The 15684-nt window shown below is 38.5% G+C and carries 13 protein-coding genes and 1 other annotated feature; of the genes, 11 read left to right on the forward strand and 2 right to left on the reverse strand.

Annotated elements, in window-relative coordinates; genetic code table 11:
• Positions 1-55 precede the first annotated feature (55 nt).
• From MHH71_RS21495 to MHH71_RS21545, 11 genes are all read left to right on the forward strand, one after another.
• Complete coding sequence (locus tag MHH71_RS21495; protein WP_018765899.1) at positions 56-949, forward strand: cation diffusion facilitator family transporter; 894 nt, start codon at positions 56-58, stop codon at positions 947-949.
• Positions 950-1068: 119 nt separating this feature from the next.
• Complete coding sequence (recJ, locus tag MHH71_RS21500) at positions 1069-3408, forward strand: single-stranded-DNA-specific exonuclease RecJ (RefSeq protein WP_006096035.1); 2340 nt, start codon at positions 1069-1071, stop codon at positions 3406-3408.
• Positions 3409-3455: 47 nt separating this feature from the next.
• Positions 3456-3968: an adenine phosphoribosyltransferase gene (locus tag MHH71_RS21505; RefSeq protein WP_003200465.1), complete on the forward strand. Its 513-nt coding sequence runs from the start codon at positions 3456-3458 to the stop codon at positions 3966-3968.
• A 214-nt stretch (positions 3969-4182) separates the two neighbouring features.
• Positions 4183-6369: a GTP diphosphokinase gene (gene relA, locus MHH71_RS21510; RefSeq protein WP_003200467.1), complete on the forward strand. Its 2187-nt coding sequence runs from the start codon at positions 4183-4185 to the stop codon at positions 6367-6369.
• A 17-nt stretch (positions 6370-6386) separates the two neighbouring features.
• Complete coding sequence (dtd, locus tag MHH71_RS21515) at positions 6387-6827, forward strand: D-aminoacyl-tRNA deacylase (protein WP_003200469.1); 441 nt, start codon at positions 6387-6389, stop codon at positions 6825-6827.
• A gap of 188 nt (positions 6828-7015) precedes the next feature.
• Positions 7016-7705, forward strand: a complete 690-nt coding sequence (locus tag MHH71_RS21520; RefSeq protein WP_006096036.1) for an alpha/beta fold hydrolase — start codon at positions 7016-7018, stop codon at positions 7703-7705.
• Between the two features lie 75 nt (positions 7706-7780).
• On the forward strand, positions 7781-8113 hold the full coding sequence (locus tag MHH71_RS21525; protein WP_033799709.1) for a YrdB family protein: 333 nt from the start codon (positions 7781-7783) through the stop codon (positions 8111-8113).
• A gap of 90 nt (positions 8114-8203) precedes the next feature.
• Positions 8204-8380, forward strand: coding sequence for a hypothetical protein (locus tag MHH71_RS21530; RefSeq protein ID WP_003200475.1), 177 nt, complete (start codon positions 8204-8206; stop codon positions 8378-8380).
• Between the two features lie 54 nt (positions 8381-8434).
• Positions 8435-8667, forward strand: a binding site (T-box leader).
• A 69-nt stretch (positions 8668-8736) separates the two neighbouring features.
• Positions 8737-10008: a histidine--tRNA ligase gene (gene hisS, locus MHH71_RS21535; protein ID WP_006096038.1), complete on the forward strand. Its 1272-nt coding sequence runs from the start codon at positions 8737-8739 to the stop codon at positions 10006-10008.
• Between the two features lie 12 nt (positions 10009-10020).
• Positions 10021-11796 (forward strand): aspartate--tRNA ligase, encoded by a 1776-nt coding sequence (gene aspS / locus MHH71_RS21540; RefSeq protein ID WP_003208580.1) that lies wholly within the window; start codon positions 10021-10023, stop codon positions 11794-11796.
• A 665-nt stretch (positions 11797-12461) separates the two neighbouring features.
• Positions 12462-13229, forward strand: a complete 768-nt coding sequence (locus tag MHH71_RS21545; RefSeq protein ID WP_000903177.1) for a tRNA threonylcarbamoyladenosine dehydratase — start codon at positions 12462-12464, stop codon at positions 13227-13229.
• Between the two features lie 317 nt (positions 13230-13546).
• On the opposite strand, the gene MHH71_RS21550 is transcribed toward MHH71_RS21545, so the two are convergent.
• Entirely contained in the window at positions 13547-14197 is a 651-nt protein-coding gene (locus MHH71_RS21550) for an RsfA family transcriptional regulator (RefSeq protein ID WP_033799114.1), read from the reverse strand.
• Between the two features lie 37 nt (positions 14198-14234).
• Positions 14235-15521, reverse strand: coding sequence for a replication-associated recombination protein A (locus MHH71_RS21555; RefSeq protein ID WP_033799115.1), 1287 nt, complete (start codon positions 15519-15521; stop codon positions 14235-14237).
• Positions 15522-15684 lie beyond the last annotated feature (163 nt).

Consider the following 15684-nt stretch of genomic DNA (forward strand, 5'->3'; position numbering starts at 1 on the left):
CATTATTTTTTGTAATAATAAAAAAGGTAGTTTGAGAAAAGAAGGGATTTCAGTTATGGAAAAAGATGAACGTTTTAAACAGGCCGAGTTTGGTGCCATTGTTGGAATCGTTGGAAATATTGTCTTAGCGATTGTAAAAGCGGTAATCGGCTATATTGGGAATAGTAAGGCGCTTTTAGCGGACGCAGTTCATTCAGCGTCAGATGTAGTTGGTTCGTTAGCTGTGTTTTTTGGATTGCGTGCAGCGAAGCAACCCCCCGATGAAGATCATCCGTATGGGCACGGAAAAGCGGAATCGATTTCAGCGATTATTGTTGCAGTGTTATTATTTATTGTTGGGATTGAAATTGCGATTTCTTCTATAAAGGCTTTTACGCAGTACCTTGAACCACCGAAGGGAATTACAATTTTTGCGGTTATTCTTTCTATCGTGGTAAAAGAAGGGATGTTTCAGTATAAGTATCGATTAGGGAAACGGATAAATAGTGATGCAATTATTGCAAATGCATATGAGCACCGTTCAGATGTGTTTTCTTCAATTGCAGCTTTAATCGGGATTTGTGCAGCTATTATCGGCAATAAACTAGGTTTAGATTGGCTTGTGTATGCCGATCCTGTTGCGGGATTATTTGTTTCTCTACTTGTTGTAAAGATGGCATGGAGTATTGGAAGAGAAGCGATTCATACAACGCTTGATCATGTACTTCATGAAGAAGATGTTATTCCGCTAAGAGAATCAGTTCTTCAAGTGGAAGGTGTGAAAAAAATTGGTTCTTTGTATGCAAGAGAGCATGGACATTATGTCATTGTTGATATTAAAGTGTCTGTTGATCCATATATCACAGTGGAAGAGGGACATCGCATCGGGAAACATGTAAAAGAGGTATTGATGAAACAAGATAATGTACAAAATGTTTTTGTACATATTAATCCGTATTCTCCTGATTGATACGAAATAAGTAAATATTCATCTGTTTATGGAGATATTCAATCATAACTAATAGAGTTTGTATCATATTGTCACCCCTTAATCTGTCTTGTATAATGGACAGGTTAAGGGGTGATTTCGTGTTACAACCGAAGACGCGTTGGAAAGAAAAGTCATTTAATGAGGAACTGGTGAGTGAATTAGCAAGTAAATTGCAATTATCACCGCTTGTTACTTCGTTATTCCTCAGTAGAGGTTTAGATACAGAAGATAAGATTGTGGATTTTTTAAATACAGGACAGCAAGAATTTCACGATCCATTTTTGCTTGAAGGAATGGACCTTACGGTAGAACGTATAGGGCAAGCCATTCAAAATGGAGAACAAATTTTAATATTCGGAGACTATGATGCGGACGGTGTAAGTAGTACAACCGTTTTATTTCTTGCTCTTCAAGAATTAGGTGCGGATGTTGAGTTCTATATTCCAAACCGATTTACTGAAGGGTATGGACCGAATGAAGAGGCGTTCCGCTGGGCACACCGTGCGGGATTTTCTCTTATCATTACTGTTGATACAGGTATCGCAGCAGTCCATGAGGCGCAAGTAGCAAAAGAGCTTGGTATAGATCTTATTATTACAGATCATCATGAGCCGCCGCCAGAACTGCCAGAAGCACTTGCGATTATTCACCCGAAGCTAAAGGGTGGTGTTTACCCGTTTCATTATTTAGCGGGCGTTGGTGTTGCGTTTAAAGTAGCGCATGCACTACTTGGGCGTGTACCGGAGCATTTATTAGAAATTGCAGTGATTGGTACGGTAGCCGATTTAGTATCACTTCATGGTGAAAATAGATTGCTTGTGCAGCGTGGATTGAAACAAATGCGAATGACAAAAAATATTGGTTTAAAAGCATTATTTAAAGTAGCAAATGTTTCACAAAGTGAGATTACGGAAGAGAGCATTGGTTTCTCAATCGCACCGCGTATTAATGCAATTGGTCGTTTAGAAGATGCGGCTCCGGCAGTTCACCTCCTTTTATCAGAAGATCCAGAAGAAGCGAAAGAGCTTGCTGAAGAAATTGATGAACTGAACAAGCTTCGAAAAGATATTGTAAAGCAAATTACAGAAGAGGCGATTGCAGAGGTAGAAAACAATTATCTGCCAGAGGACAATAAAGTGTTAGTGCTCGCGAAAGAAGGATGGAATCCAGGAGTAATAGGGATTGTTGCTTCTAAATTAGTAGAACGCTTTTATCGTCCAACAATTGTATTGTGTATTGATCCCGAGAAGCAAACAGCAAAAGGGTCTGCTCGTAGTATTGCAGGATTTGACTTATTTGCAAACTTATCAGATTGTAGGGAATTGTTACCGCACTTTGGGGGACATCCGATGGCGGCGGGAATGACGCTTCATATGAATGATGTGGATGAATTGCGCCGCCGCTTAAATGAACAAGCAGATGCGATTTTAACGTCTGAAGATTTTACTCCGATTACAACAGTTGATGCGATTTGCAAAGTGGAGGATGTGACGCTCTCAGCGATTGAGGAAATGCAGAAGCTCGCACCGTTTGGTGTTGGAAATCCGAAGCCGCGAATCGCAATTAGAGATGCGGAGTTAGAAAGTATTCGTGCCATTGGATCTGATGGTTCTCATTTGAAAATGGCACTTCGTGACGGACAGGCGACGTTAGATACGATTGGATTTGGTTTTGGAGCCTATGCGAAAGAAATTTCTCCAGTTGCTCACGTTTCTGTCGTTGGTGAGGCATCAATTAATGAATGGAATAATTTCAAAAAACCGCAACTTATGATTCAAGATATTGCGGTAGATGCATGGCAATTATTTGATTGGCGTAGTATGCGTAATGTGGAATCGAACTTAGCAGAACTTTCACGAGAAAAAATAACAATGGTGTATTTTTCTGAAGAGGTATTAAATAAATTTTCTTTAGAAGAATATAAAGAACAACTTATACATGCTTCAGAAGTGACTGACCTAGATGGTCGTTATATTGTGTTGCTAGATTTACCAAAGTCAACGGATGAATTACGAGGTTTATTTGAGGCAGGATTCCCAGCGCGAATTTATACGCTGTTTTACCAAGAGAATAATCATTTATTTAGTACAGTTCCAACAAGGGAACACTTTAAATGGTACTATTCCTTTTTACACCAAAAAGCACCATTTTCTTTAAGACAACATGGAGAACAGCTATGTCGTCATAAAGGTTGGTCAAAAGATACAGTAAATTTCATGACACAGGTGTTTTTTGAGTTAGAATTTGTTACAATAAAAGACGGTGTCATTTTTATGGCAGAAGAAATGAAAAAGCGTGATTTAATTGAATCGAACACATATCGTGAGAAAATGAACCATTTACAACTAGAAAAAGAGTTGATTTATAGCACATATCAACAATTATATACATGGTTTGAAACGATTCGTAATCATAAAGAAGTAGAACAGTTAGGGTAAAGGCCTTGTATTTACAGACCTTTTATATCTGAGGAGGATTCAGAAATATGGACTTCAAGCAACATATCGCAATTGTACCGGATTATCCGAAAGAAGGTATCGTTTTTAAAGACATCACACCTTTAATGAACGATGGGCAAGCATACAAAGCAGCAACAGATGAAATCGTTGCTTACGCAAAACAAAGAGACATCGACCTTGTAGTAGGACCAGAAGCGCGTGGTTTTATTATCGGTTGCCCAGTTTCTTACGCATTAGAAGTAGGATTTGCACCAGTTCGTAAATTAGGGAAATTACCTCGTGAAGTAATTACAGTTGACTACGGTAAAGAGTATGGAAAAGATGTTTTAACAATCCATAAAGATGCAATTAAACCAGGTCAACGCGTATTAATTACAGATGACCTATTAGCTACAGGTGGAACAATCGAAGCGACAATTAAGCTAGTTGAAGAGCTTGGTGGAATTGTAGCAGGGATTGCATTCTTAGTAGAACTTACTTACTTAGATGGCCGCAAAATGTTAGACGGTTATGATGTATTAGTGTTAGAAAAATACTAATTATTATATAGATAAAACTACGGCGATAGAAAAAAAGTACCCGTGAATCTCTTGGAGAGGAGCGGGTACTTTTGTATAATTGTACAAAAAAGTATGATGAAATATCAGTAAAATCTTTTCCTTTTCACAATTCACAATCATTAGGTTATAATGATAGAATAAAATTTATTCTAATGAGTAAGGGAAAAGTCAATTTTCAATAAAAGGTGATTCGATGGCAAATGAGCAAGTACTAACAGCTGAACAGGTACTCGAGAAGGCAAGTCAATATTTAGCGGACGATGATATTGAGCTGGTGGCACGTGCCTATGAATATGCACGTGACGCACATAGCGAACAGTATAGAAAATCGGGCGAACCATATATTATTCACCCGATTCAAGTAGCAGGTATTTTAGTCGATTTACACATGGATCCATCTACAGTGTCGGCAGGTTTTTTGCATGATGTAGTAGAAGATACCGAGGTTACACTAGAAGATATTGAACGGGAATTTAATAAAGAAATTGCCATGCTTGTTGATGGTGTTACAAAGCTTGGGAAAATTAAATACAAATCTCATGAACAACAGCAAGCAGAGAACCATCGCAAAATGTTTATTGCAATGGCCCAAGATATTCGTGTTATTTTAATCAAATTAGCTGACCGTCTTCATAACATGCGTACACTTAAGCATTTGCCTCAAGAAAAGCAGCGTCGTATCGCAAATGAAACGTTAGAAATTTTTGCACCTTTAGCTCATAGACTCGGAATTAATACTATTAAATGGGAGCTAGAGGATACATCGCTTCGCTATTTGAATCCGCAGCAATACTATCGCATTGTAAACTTAATGAAGCGGAAACGTGCAGAACGTGAAGAATATTTAGATGAAGTCATGACGGGTATTCGTGACAAGCTGAAAGAAGTAGCGATTCAACCTGATATTTCAGGTCGCCCAAAGCATATTTATAGTATTTATCGTAAAATGGCACTTCAAAATAAACAATTTAATGAAATTTATGATTTGCTAGCTGTGCGCGTTGTTGTAAATAGTATTAAAGACTGCTATGCAGTGTTAGGAATTATTCATACGTGCTGGAAACCAATGCCAGGTCGTTTTAAAGATTATATTGCAATGCCGAAAGCGAACCTATATCAATCCCTCCATACAACTGTGATTGGTCCAAAAGGTGACCCGCTTGAAGTGCAAATTCGTACGAAAGAAATGCATGAAATTGCAGAATACGGAATTGCGGCACACTGGGCATATAAAGAAGGAAAAGCGGCAGAAGCAACAGGTACACTTGAGAAAAAATTAACGTGGTTCCGTCAAATATTAGAATGGCAAAATGAAGCTTCTAATGCGGAAGAATTTATGGAGTCATTAAAAATTGATTTATTTTCTGATATGGTATTCGTCTTTACACCAAAAGGAGACGTCATGGAATTACCACTAGGTTCTGTTCCAATTGATTTTGCTTACCGTGTCCATTCAGAAATAGGGAATAAAACAATTGGTGCAAAAGTAAACGGGAAAATGGTAACACTTGATTATAAATTAAAAACAGGTGATATCATTGAAATTTTAACATCTAAACATTCATATGGACCAAGTCAGGACTGGGTAAAACTTGCGCAAACATCTCATGCGAAAAATAAAATCCGCCAATTCTTCAAAAAGCAGCGCCGAGATGAGAATATCGAAAAAGGTCGCGAGCTTGTTGAAAAAGAAGTGCGTAGCTTAGAGTATGAAATGAAAGAAATATTAGCACCTGACAATTTAAAGCGAGTGGCTGAGAAATACAACTTTGCAAATGAAGAGGATATGTTTGCGGCAGTTGGGTATAACGGCATTACGGCTGCACAAATTGCAACGCGTCTAACGGACAAGTTCCGCAAACAACGTGACGAAGAACAAGATATTGTGGAAGTAAAAGAAGTTCGTAAACCGATGAAAATCAGAAAATGGGATTCAGGTGTAAAAGTAAGTGGAGCTGACAATTTATTAATTCGCTTATCGAAATGCTGTAACCCAGTTCCAGGTGACGATATTGTCGGATACATTACGAAAGGACGCGGTGTCTCTATTCACCGTCGTGATTGCGTCAATGTGCATACAGAAGAAGCTAAGGAGCGTTTACTAGAAGTAGAGTGGGAAGGTAGTCCAGAAAAAGAGATTGAGTATAACGTTGATATTGAAATTTCTGGTTATGATCGCCGCGGCTTACTAAATGAAGTTCTGCAAGCTGTAACAGAGACGAAAACATATATTTCAGCTGTTTCAGGTAGAAGCGACCGCAATAAAATGGCAACGATCAATATGTCCATTTCTATTCGTAATTTACATCATTTGAAAAAGGTAGTAGAGCGTATTAAAAGAGTTCCAGAAATTTATGCAGTACGCCGCATGATGCATTAATAGGGAGTGTATAAAATATGAGAGTTGTCTTGCAACGATCAAAAGAAGCGTCTGTTACAGTAGATGGTGAGATTGTAGGGCAAATTCCGTTCGGTTTAACATTGCTAGTTGGCATTACACATGAAGATACAGAAAAAGATGCAACATATATTGCCGAGAAGGTTGCGAATTTACGTATTTTTGAGGATGGGAACGGGAAGATGAACCATTCTGTCCTTGATATGGAGGGACAAGTGCTATCCATTTCACAATTTACATTGTACGGAGATTGCCGTAAAGGAAGACGCCCAAACTTTATGGATGCTGCGAAACCAGACTACGCAGAGAACTTGTATGATTTCTTCAATGAAGAACTGCGCAAACAAGGACTGCGCGTAGAAACGGGCAGGTTCGGAGCAATGATGGATGTTTCTTTAATTAATGATGGTCCGGTGACCTTAATTTTAGAAAGTAAATAATGATGCTGGAAGAGAGGATGCATGTCATCCTCTCTTTTTTTATCCCGCTATTCACGGGCGATAATACCTACACTGTTTAAAGTTTCATCTTATAAGTCTTACGAAAGGAATATTTTGTTAATTTGTAATATGATTATTTGGAAAATAACAAAAATAGTAACAAGGGAAATTACAGGGAGGTACATGTTATGGCAACGTTTGTATTTGTTCATGGAGCATGGGATGGAGGATATGTTTGGAAAGAAGTCGCTACATGTTTAAGAAAAGAGGGGCATGAGGTATATACACCTACATTAACAGGACTTGGGGAGAGAACGCATCTCGCACAACCAAGTGTAGGATTGAAAACATATATTCAAGATATTGCTAATGTTATTCAATATGAACAGTTACACGATGTAATTTTAGTGGGACATAGTTATTCAGGTATGGTGATAACGGGGGTAGCTGAAGTTATTCCTGAATCTATTAAAAACCTTGTGTATATAGATGCTATGCTTCCAAATGATGACGATTCTGTTATGGATATTTCTGGACCTAAAATGGCTACTCATTTTATAGAAGAAGTAAAATTATCTGGGGAGGGATGGCGTATTCTCCCTAGAAATGCATCAGATAAAAGAAAATCGGCTATGCCTTTATTAGCTTTTACACAAGCGATTGAAATGAAAAATCCGAAAGTTGACGAGATACCACATACATATGTAGAAATATTAGATCATCCAGAACATTGGCCAATGACGCCTATTTTCCAAAAATCTGCTGAAATAGCGAGAGAAAGAGATTGGGATGTTTTTTCAGTACAAACAGGTGGGCACTGGGTGATGCAAACAAATCCAGAAGTGTTAGTTCGTATATTAAGTCAATATACGAACTAATTTTGAAACGATGAGATATAAGGTGCTCAACTCACCGCGGAAGAAGGGGAATCTGAAGTGGGGAGCTGGTATACGATGCTTCAAGAAATGAATATAGCTTTACGTTTTGTATTAGAGTTATGTACCCTTGGAGTTATAGGGTATTGGGGGTTTCAGGTGGGGAAAGGACCTGTTATAAAAGGAACATTTGCCGTTGTACTTCCTCTTATCATAGCTGTTATATGGGGATTATTTGGAGCACCAGAAGCAACATGGAAATTACAGGGCGCGTTACATCTGATGTTAGAAATAATAATTTTAGGGTTAGGTATTGTAGCACTCTATCATTTAAGATATGTTGCGTTAGCGACTATATTTATGATTGTCATTTTTACCAATAGCGTCCTTATGTACATATGGAAGCAGTAGTAGATTCCCTTTCTTATTCGTGTATAACTAACTCATTGATATGGAACAATAAAAGTAAAAACATCCATATTGATTGTGAGGGATACGCGTATGCGCATGAATGAAAAAGGACACTCTGTTACAAACGGTGCAAACCAATTATTTAACGTGAATTTTCATGAGTTTATTGCAAGAGAACAAAATAATACCTCTATGGAGCTTGCATCTGAATTTGGTATTTCATTGCAGGATGTAAAACGGTTAAAGAAGCAGATTGAACGCTCCTAGTGCACTTGACAATCGCCCTGAACAAACGTATAGTAATTTTATATTTACATATGAAGAGAACCGATGATAGAGAAGAGTAGATGAGATACACATGAAAAGAGAGGAAATGTCCTAGGCTGAAAACATTTCTACATGATGACTAATCGAATGACACTCTGTAGGTTTCAACTTGAACGGCACAAATGCTTAGTAGGGGTTGAACGCAAGTTTAAGCGTTATTAAAAAAGTGGAAGCATACGTGCTTCAATTAGGGTGGCACCACGGGTAATAATACTCTCGTCCCTACTGGATAATCAGTAGAGGCGGGAGTTTTTTTATTTTTAATAAGATTAAAACAATTTGAGGAGGAACTGAATATGTCTATTCAAATCCCACGCGGAACGCAAGATATTCTTCCAGGAACCGTTGAGTTATGGCAGTATATCGAAGGGCAAGCACGCGAAATTTGCCGTCGTTACAACTATAAAGAGATTCGTACACCAATTTTTGAGCACACAGAATTATTTTTACGCGGTGTTGGTGATACAACAGATATCGTACAAAAAGAAATGTACTCATTCCAAGATCGTGGCGAACGTAGCTTAACATTACGTCCAGAAGGAACTGCACCTGTTGTACGTTCTTATGTTGAAAATAAAATGTATGGTGATGCAACACAGCCAACGAAATTATATTACATCGGTCAAATGTTCCGTTATGAAAGACCACAAGCGGGTCGCTATCGTCAATTCGTACAATTTGGTATCGAGGCAATCGGTAGTAATGATCCAGCAATTGATGCGGAAGTGATTGCACTTGCTGTAGAATTCTACCGCGGCATGGGATTAAAAAACATTAAAGTTGTCCTAAATAGCTTAGGTGATGCAGCGAGCCGTCAAGCGCACCGTGAGGCGTTAATCGCTCACTTTGAGCCTCGCATCGGCGAATTCTGTTCAGATTGCCAATCTCGTTTAGAGAAAAATCCACTTCGTATTTTAGACTGTAAAAAGGACCGTGATCATGAATTAATGAGCACAGCACCGTCTATTACAGAATACTTAAACGAAGAATCAACAACGTACTATGAAAAAGTACAAGAGTTATTAACAATGATGGGTGTCCCATTTGAAAAAGATCCAAACCTAGTGCGCGGTTTAGATTACTATCAGCACACTGTATTTGAGATTATGAGTGAAGCAGACGGTTTCGGTGCAATCACGACATTAAGTGGCGGTGGTCGCTATAACGGTCTTGTACAAGAAATCGGTGGTCCAGAAATGCCTGGTATTGGTTTTGCGATGAGTATTGAACGTTTAATTATGGCGCTGAAAGCTGAAAATATTGAATTACCAATTGAACATAACATTGATTGCTACGTTGTAGCACTTGGAGATAAAGCGAAAGATCACGCAGCAAAAATTGCATTTGATCTTCGTAAAGCTGGATTATCAGTTGAAAAAGATTATTTAGATCGCAAAATGAAAGCACAATTTAAATCAGCAGATCGTCTAAATGCGAAATATGTAGCTGTATTAGGAGAAGATGAGCTAGATAAAGGCATCATCAACTTAAAAGATATGGCAACAGGTGGACAAGAAGAAGTGGCTTTAGATGTATTTGCTTCATATGTAGCAGAGAAATTAATATAGGGGGAACGAACAATGGCTGAAAGAACACATGCATGTGGAAAAGTAACAGTAGAAGCAGTTGGACAAACCGTTCAATTAAAAGGTTGGGTACAAAAACGCCGTGACTTAGGCGGACTCATTTTCATCGACTTACGTGACCGTACAGGTATCGTGCAAGTTGTATTTAACCCAGAAACATCAAAAGAAGCACTAGAAGTAGCAGAAACAATTCGTAGCGAATACGTATTACACGTAGAAGGAACAGTTGTTGAACGTGGTCAAGGTGCAATTAATGAAAATATGGCAACAGGGCGCATTGAAGTACAAGCAACGAAAGTAAATGTATTAAATGCAGCAAAAACAACGCCGATTATTATTGCAGACGATACAGATGCATCAGAAGATGTTCGTTTAAAATATCGTTATTTAGATTTACGTCGCCCTGTTATGTATAACACATTCAAAATGCGTCACGACGTGACAAAAACAATTCGTAACTTCTTAGATTCAGAAGAGTTTTTAGAAGTTGAAACACCAATTTTAACAAAGAGTACACCAGAAGGAGCACGTGACTATTTAGTACCAAGCCGTGTGCATGAAGGTGAATTTTACGCGTTACCTCAATCTCCACAGCTATTTAAACAGCTTCTAATGGTCGGCGGATTTGAGCGTTATTATCAAGTAGCACGTTGTTTCCGCGATGAAGATTTACGTGCCGATCGTCAACCAGAATTCACACAAATTGACATCGAGGCATCATTCTTAACACAAGATGAAATTCTAGAAATGATGGAACGTATGATGACAAAAGTGATGAAAGATGCAAAAGGCGTAGAGGTTCGTGCACCATTCCCTCGTATGAAGTATGCTGATGCAATGGCTCGCTACGGTTCTGATAAACCAGATACACGCTTTGCAATGGAGCTTACTGACTTATCTGAGTTTGCAGCAGATTGCGGCTTCAAAGTGTTCACAAGTGCTGTAGAAAGCGGCGGGCAAGTAAAAGCAATTAATGCAAAAGGTGCAGCAGGTAAATATTCTCGTAAAGACATTGATGCATTAACTGAATTCGTAAAAGTATACGGAGCAAAAGGTTTAGCTTGGTTAAAAGTTGAAGAAGATGGCTTAAAAGGACCAATTGCGAAATTCTTCGGTGAAGAAGATGCAAACGTACTAATGAGCACATTAGATGGGGCTGCGGGTGACTTATTATTATTCGTTGCTGATAAAAAGAGCGTTGTTGCAGATAGCTTAGGTGCACTTCGTTTACGCTTAGGTAAAGAACTTGAGTTAATTGACGAAAGCAAATTTAACTTCCTATGGGTAACAGATTGGCCGCTTCTTGAGTATGATGAAGATGCTGATCGCTACTTCGCAGCGCATCATCCATTCACAATGCCATTCCGTGAAGATGTTGAGTTATTAGAAACAGCACCAGAAAAAGCGCGTGCACAAGCATATGACCTTGTATTAAACGGTTATGAGCTTGGTGGTGGTTCACTTCGTATTTATGAGCGTGATGTACAAGAAAAAATGTTCAAAGCTCTTGGATTCTCTCAAGAAGAAGCACAAGAACAATTCGGATTCTTATTAGAAGCGTTCGAATATGGTACACCACCACATGGCGGAATCGCATTAGGTTTAGACCGTCTCGTAATGTTACTTGCAGGCCGTACAAACCTTCGTGATACAATTGCATTCCCGAAAACAGCAAGCGCAAGCTGCTTATTAACAGATGCTCCAAGTCCTGTTGCAGAAGCGCAGCTTGAAGAGCTATACTTACAATTAAACGTAAAAGAAGAGAAGTAAGAAGGAGTCCTAGATGGTTATACTAAACCCATCTAGGATTTTTTTTAGTGGAAGTTTAAAAAATCTGGTTCAGATAGCAGTCGCATTTCTTCGTTGCTTCGCCAGTCCGGTGCTCGAGTAAGTAATCCTACACTCCGCATCTCCTGGCGTCAGCGCCTCGAACAGCTCGGCTCTCTGAATCCTCCTTTTTAAACGTGGATTGGAAGAGGAAGTTTAAAAAATCTGGTTCAGATAGCAGTCGCATTTCTTCGTTGCTTCGCCAGTCCGGTGCTCGAGTAAGTAATCCTACACTCCGCACCTCCTGGCGTCAGCGCCTCGAACAGCTCGGCTCTCTGGATCCTCCTTTTTAAACGTGGATTGGAAGAGGAAGTTTAAAAAATCTGGTTCAGATAGCAGTCACATTTCTTCGTTGCTTCGCCAGTCCGGTGCTCGAGTAAGTAATCCTACACTCCGCACCTCCTGGCGTCAGCGCCTCGAACAGCTCGGCTCTCTGAATCCTCCTTTTTAAACATAGATTGGAAGGGAAATTTAAAAAGTCCGGTTTAGCTAGTAATCCTTTTTTTGAATATGTATTTTTAGGAATTCTATAACTTTTTCTATACAAATAGTCGGAAAAACGCTAGAATACATGGTAGACCATTTTTGTAATAGGAGTGTAGAGCTGAATGTTACATCAATTTTCACGTAATGAATTAGCCTTCGGAAAAGAAGGTCTTGAAATATTAAAAAATAGTACAGTTGGTATTCTAGGAATTGGCGGTGTAGGTTCATTCGCAGCAGAAGCGTTAGCGCGTTCTGGCGTAGGACGTCTTGTATTAGTTGATAAAGACGTTGTAGATATTACAAATGTAAACCGTCAAATTCATGCTTTAGTATCTACTGTAGGACGTTCAAAAGTAGAATTAATGAAAGAGCGCATTGCAGACATTAATCCGGAATGTGAAGTAATTGGACTAGAAATGTTTTATACAGATGAAACATATGAAGAGTTCTTTAAACACGGCTTAGATTTCGTAGTGGATGCATCTGATACAATTACGTTCAAAATTCATTTAATTAAACAATGTTTACGTCGTAAAATTAAAATTATCTCAAGTATGGGCGCAGCAAATAAAATGGACCCAACTCGTTTCCGTATTGCGGACATTTCTAAAACACATACAGATCCAATTGCGAAAGTAATTCGTACGAAGCTTCGTAAAGAGGGTATTAAAAAAGGTGTAAAAGTTGTCTTCTCTGACGAAAACCCAATCGTAATTCGTGAAGAAGTACGTAAAGAAATCGTACCAGACGAAAATGCGAAAATTCGTAAAGCGAAATTACCACCTTCCTCAAATGCCTTCGTACCATCTGTGGCTGGTTTAATTATGGCGAGTCACGTTGTACGTGAACGTATTAAAAACGTAGAAGTGAAGCGTGTAGGGCAAGAATAAAAAATAAAAAAGCGTATATTCCATGAGGAGTATACGCTTTTTTATTTGTATGAAAAGATGTTAAAGAAATATCCATATCGGTAAAACGATAGATTCAAAAGCGATTAAAAATAATAAATAATTCTCGTATTTGTCCGATTTGTATGCAGAAGTCTTTTTTAAACCTCTAATTGTGAAGAATCCTAAAAGTAACACAAGAATCCCAAGTGTAATTTTGAAAATTGTTAATGAAATAGATAACCTCTCCTTTCAGTAACAAGTCTTGTTATGTTTATAATAGCATAAAAGTAATATATTTCCTGTTGCTTTAGAGTATTTTAATTTTCTGCCGAATATATAATATCTAAATTCCCGTTTTGATCCGTTTTAAAAATAGGTGCAATTTGATCTTGCTGTTCATCTACTAACACAAGCTTCCGGGCACGGTCCATAATTCTAACAAGCATCGCATAATCTTCTTCGATTGCTTGTTGTTTTTTCGTTAAAGATGCTAGTTTGACTTCTAGTTCATCGTTTGTTTTTTGTAAGGAGGCAAGCTTTGTATGCAAGTCTTCATTTTCAATTTGTATCTTTTCTAAGTGAGGATTATTATGCCCTAGGTTTTGCAAGAATGAGATTACATCTTGCATTGTAAGAGAATGTTTATTAGAAACGATTGCTTCGGAAAAATCAGCATCAATTACGACTTTTTGTTTTGGTTTTAGCTTTAATAGTTGCTCTTTTTCTACATTTGCTTCCGAACGCTTTAACTCTTTTCTTTGCTTCTTAGCGAGCTGTGCAGCATCCTCATAATTTTGTCTGACTTCAGCATTCCAGCGAAAACCACAAGCAGCTGAAGTCCGGTTTAATTTGTCTCCAACTTCATCGAACGCTTTCAGCTGAGTACTTCCACTGCGAATATGTCGTAAAACGGTTTCTGCTAAAAGGAGATCGTCTTCTCTTGTCCATGCATCTTGGCGCGTTTTCATAAGCGAAACCTCCATTATCATGTCGTTTTCGCTTAGATTACCCTTTTGGTTTGCTTTTATGCGAACTTTGCAATCTTTCATATACGCCTAAAAGTGCTTGTTCGAATTTCCCCGTTGTTTTCGGCTTATAATATTGCTTGTTTTTTATTTTATCTGGTAAGTATTGCTGCTGTACCCATCCATTTGGATAATCATGTGGATATAAGTATCCAATACCTCTACCTAATGATTCAGCACCTCTATAGTGACTATCTTTTAAATGACTTGGGATATCGCCAGTTTGTCCGTTTCGCAAGTCGTGAAGTGCTGCATCAAGTGCCTTGTATGCTGAATTTGATTTTGGAGAAAGACAAAGTTCGATAACTGCATTGGCAAGCGGAATGCGAGCTTCTGGAAAACCAACACGTTCTGCCGACTCAATCGCAGCAAGTGTACGGGGACCTGCTTGCGGGCTAGCCAGTCCAATGTCTTCATATGCCATAATAAGAAGACGTCTCCCGATACTTTGTAAGTCACCAGCTTCAATAAGGCGCGCTAAATAATGAAGTGCAGCGTTCACATCGCTTCCGCGAACTGATTTTTGAAAGGCAGATAGGACATCATAATGAGCATCTCCGCCTTTGTCGTGAACAAAACTCTTTTTCTGTAAACATTCTTCAGCAATTTCTAATGTGATTTCGGTTGATTGATCGTCTGTTGTAAAGCTAGATAAAACAGCAAGTTCAAGTGCGTTATAAGCCGATCGCATATCTCCGCCAGAGGCATTTGCAAAGTGACACATTGCTTCATCTGTAACTGTTACATGATATTCACCTAAACCTTTTTCTTTATCTTCAAGCGCTCGTTTTAAGCCGATTAAAATATCATTTTCTGTTAGTGCGTGTAGTTCAAAGATTTGACATCGGCTACGAATGGCAGAGTTAATCGCATGGAATGGATTACTTGTTGTTGCGCCAATTAAGGTCAGAAGCCCGCTTTCTAAGTGAGGTAATAAGAAGTCTTGTTTTGCTTTATCTAAGCGGTGAACTTCATCTAAAATTAAAACAAGGTGGCGGTGCATCTTTGCTTCTTGCACGACAACTTCCATGTCTTTTTTATTATGAGTAACAGCATTTAATAGGCGAAAGGGCGTCCCTGTACTGCCGGCAATTGCACTAGCAATCGATGTTTTTCCAGTTCCAGGTGGACCGTATAAAATCATCGATTGGAAATGGTTTGCCTGAACCATTCGCCATAAAATTTTCCCTTCACCAACTAAATGCTCTTGACCAATTATTTCTTTAATATTTGTCGGACGCATTCGGTGTGCGAGTGGTTGTTTCATTATGACCGTCTCCCTTAATATGTAATCATATTCTATGGTATCATCTTTTTTATGGAAAATTGAAATATACTACTGTATTTATAAGTAATTCTGCTTAATTTTTTCATTCTTCTCTTTATTGTAATAATTACCGAGTTTTTCAATGTGATTTTATGTTATCATT

The organism is Bacillus sp. FSL H8-0534 (assembly GCF_038005885.1).
Taxonomy (GTDB): Bacteria; Bacillota; Bacilli; order Bacillales; family Bacillaceae_G; genus Bacillus_A; species Bacillus_A pseudomycoides.

Excerpts from the sequence above, each read along its gene's own strand:
- hisS (WP_006096038.1), top strand. The coding sequence starts at position 8,737 with ATGTCTATTCAAATCCCACGCGGAACGCAAGATATTCTTCCAGGAACC.
- MHH71_RS21525 (WP_033799709.1), top strand. The coding sequence starts at position 7,781 with ATGCTTCAAGAAATGAATATAGCTTTACGTTTTGTATTAGAGTTATGT.
- MHH71_RS21555 (WP_033799115.1), bottom strand. The coding sequence starts at position 15,521 with ATGAAACAACCACTCGCACACCGAATGCGTCCGACAAATATTAAAGAA.
- MHH71_RS21520 (WP_006096036.1), top strand. The coding sequence starts at position 7,016 with ATGGCAACGTTTGTATTTGTTCATGGAGCATGGGATGGAGGATATGTT.
- MHH71_RS21545 (WP_000903177.1), top strand. The coding sequence starts at position 12,462 with ATGTTACATCAATTTTCACGTAATGAATTAGCCTTCGGAAAAGAAGGT.
- relA (WP_003200467.1), top strand. The coding sequence starts at position 4,183 with ATGGCAAATGAGCAAGTACTAACAGCTGAACAGGTACTCGAGAAGGCA.
- MHH71_RS21495 (WP_018765899.1), top strand. The coding sequence starts at position 56 with ATGGAAAAAGATGAACGTTTTAAACAGGCCGAGTTTGGTGCCATTGTT.
- MHH71_RS21550 (WP_033799114.1), bottom strand. The coding sequence starts at position 14,197 with ATGAAAACGCGCCAAGATGCATGGACAAGAGAAGACGATCTCCTTTTA.
- dtd (WP_003200469.1), top strand. The coding sequence starts at position 6,387 with ATGAGAGTTGTCTTGCAACGATCAAAAGAAGCGTCTGTTACAGTAGAT.
- MHH71_RS21530 (WP_003200475.1), top strand. The coding sequence starts at position 8,204 with ATGCGCATGAATGAAAAAGGACACTCTGTTACAAACGGTGCAAACCAA.
- aspS (WP_003208580.1), top strand. The coding sequence starts at position 10,021 with ATGGCTGAAAGAACACATGCATGTGGAAAAGTAACAGTAGAAGCAGTT.
- MHH71_RS21505 (WP_003200465.1), top strand. The coding sequence starts at position 3,456 with ATGGACTTCAAGCAACATATCGCAATTGTACCGGATTATCCGAAAGAA.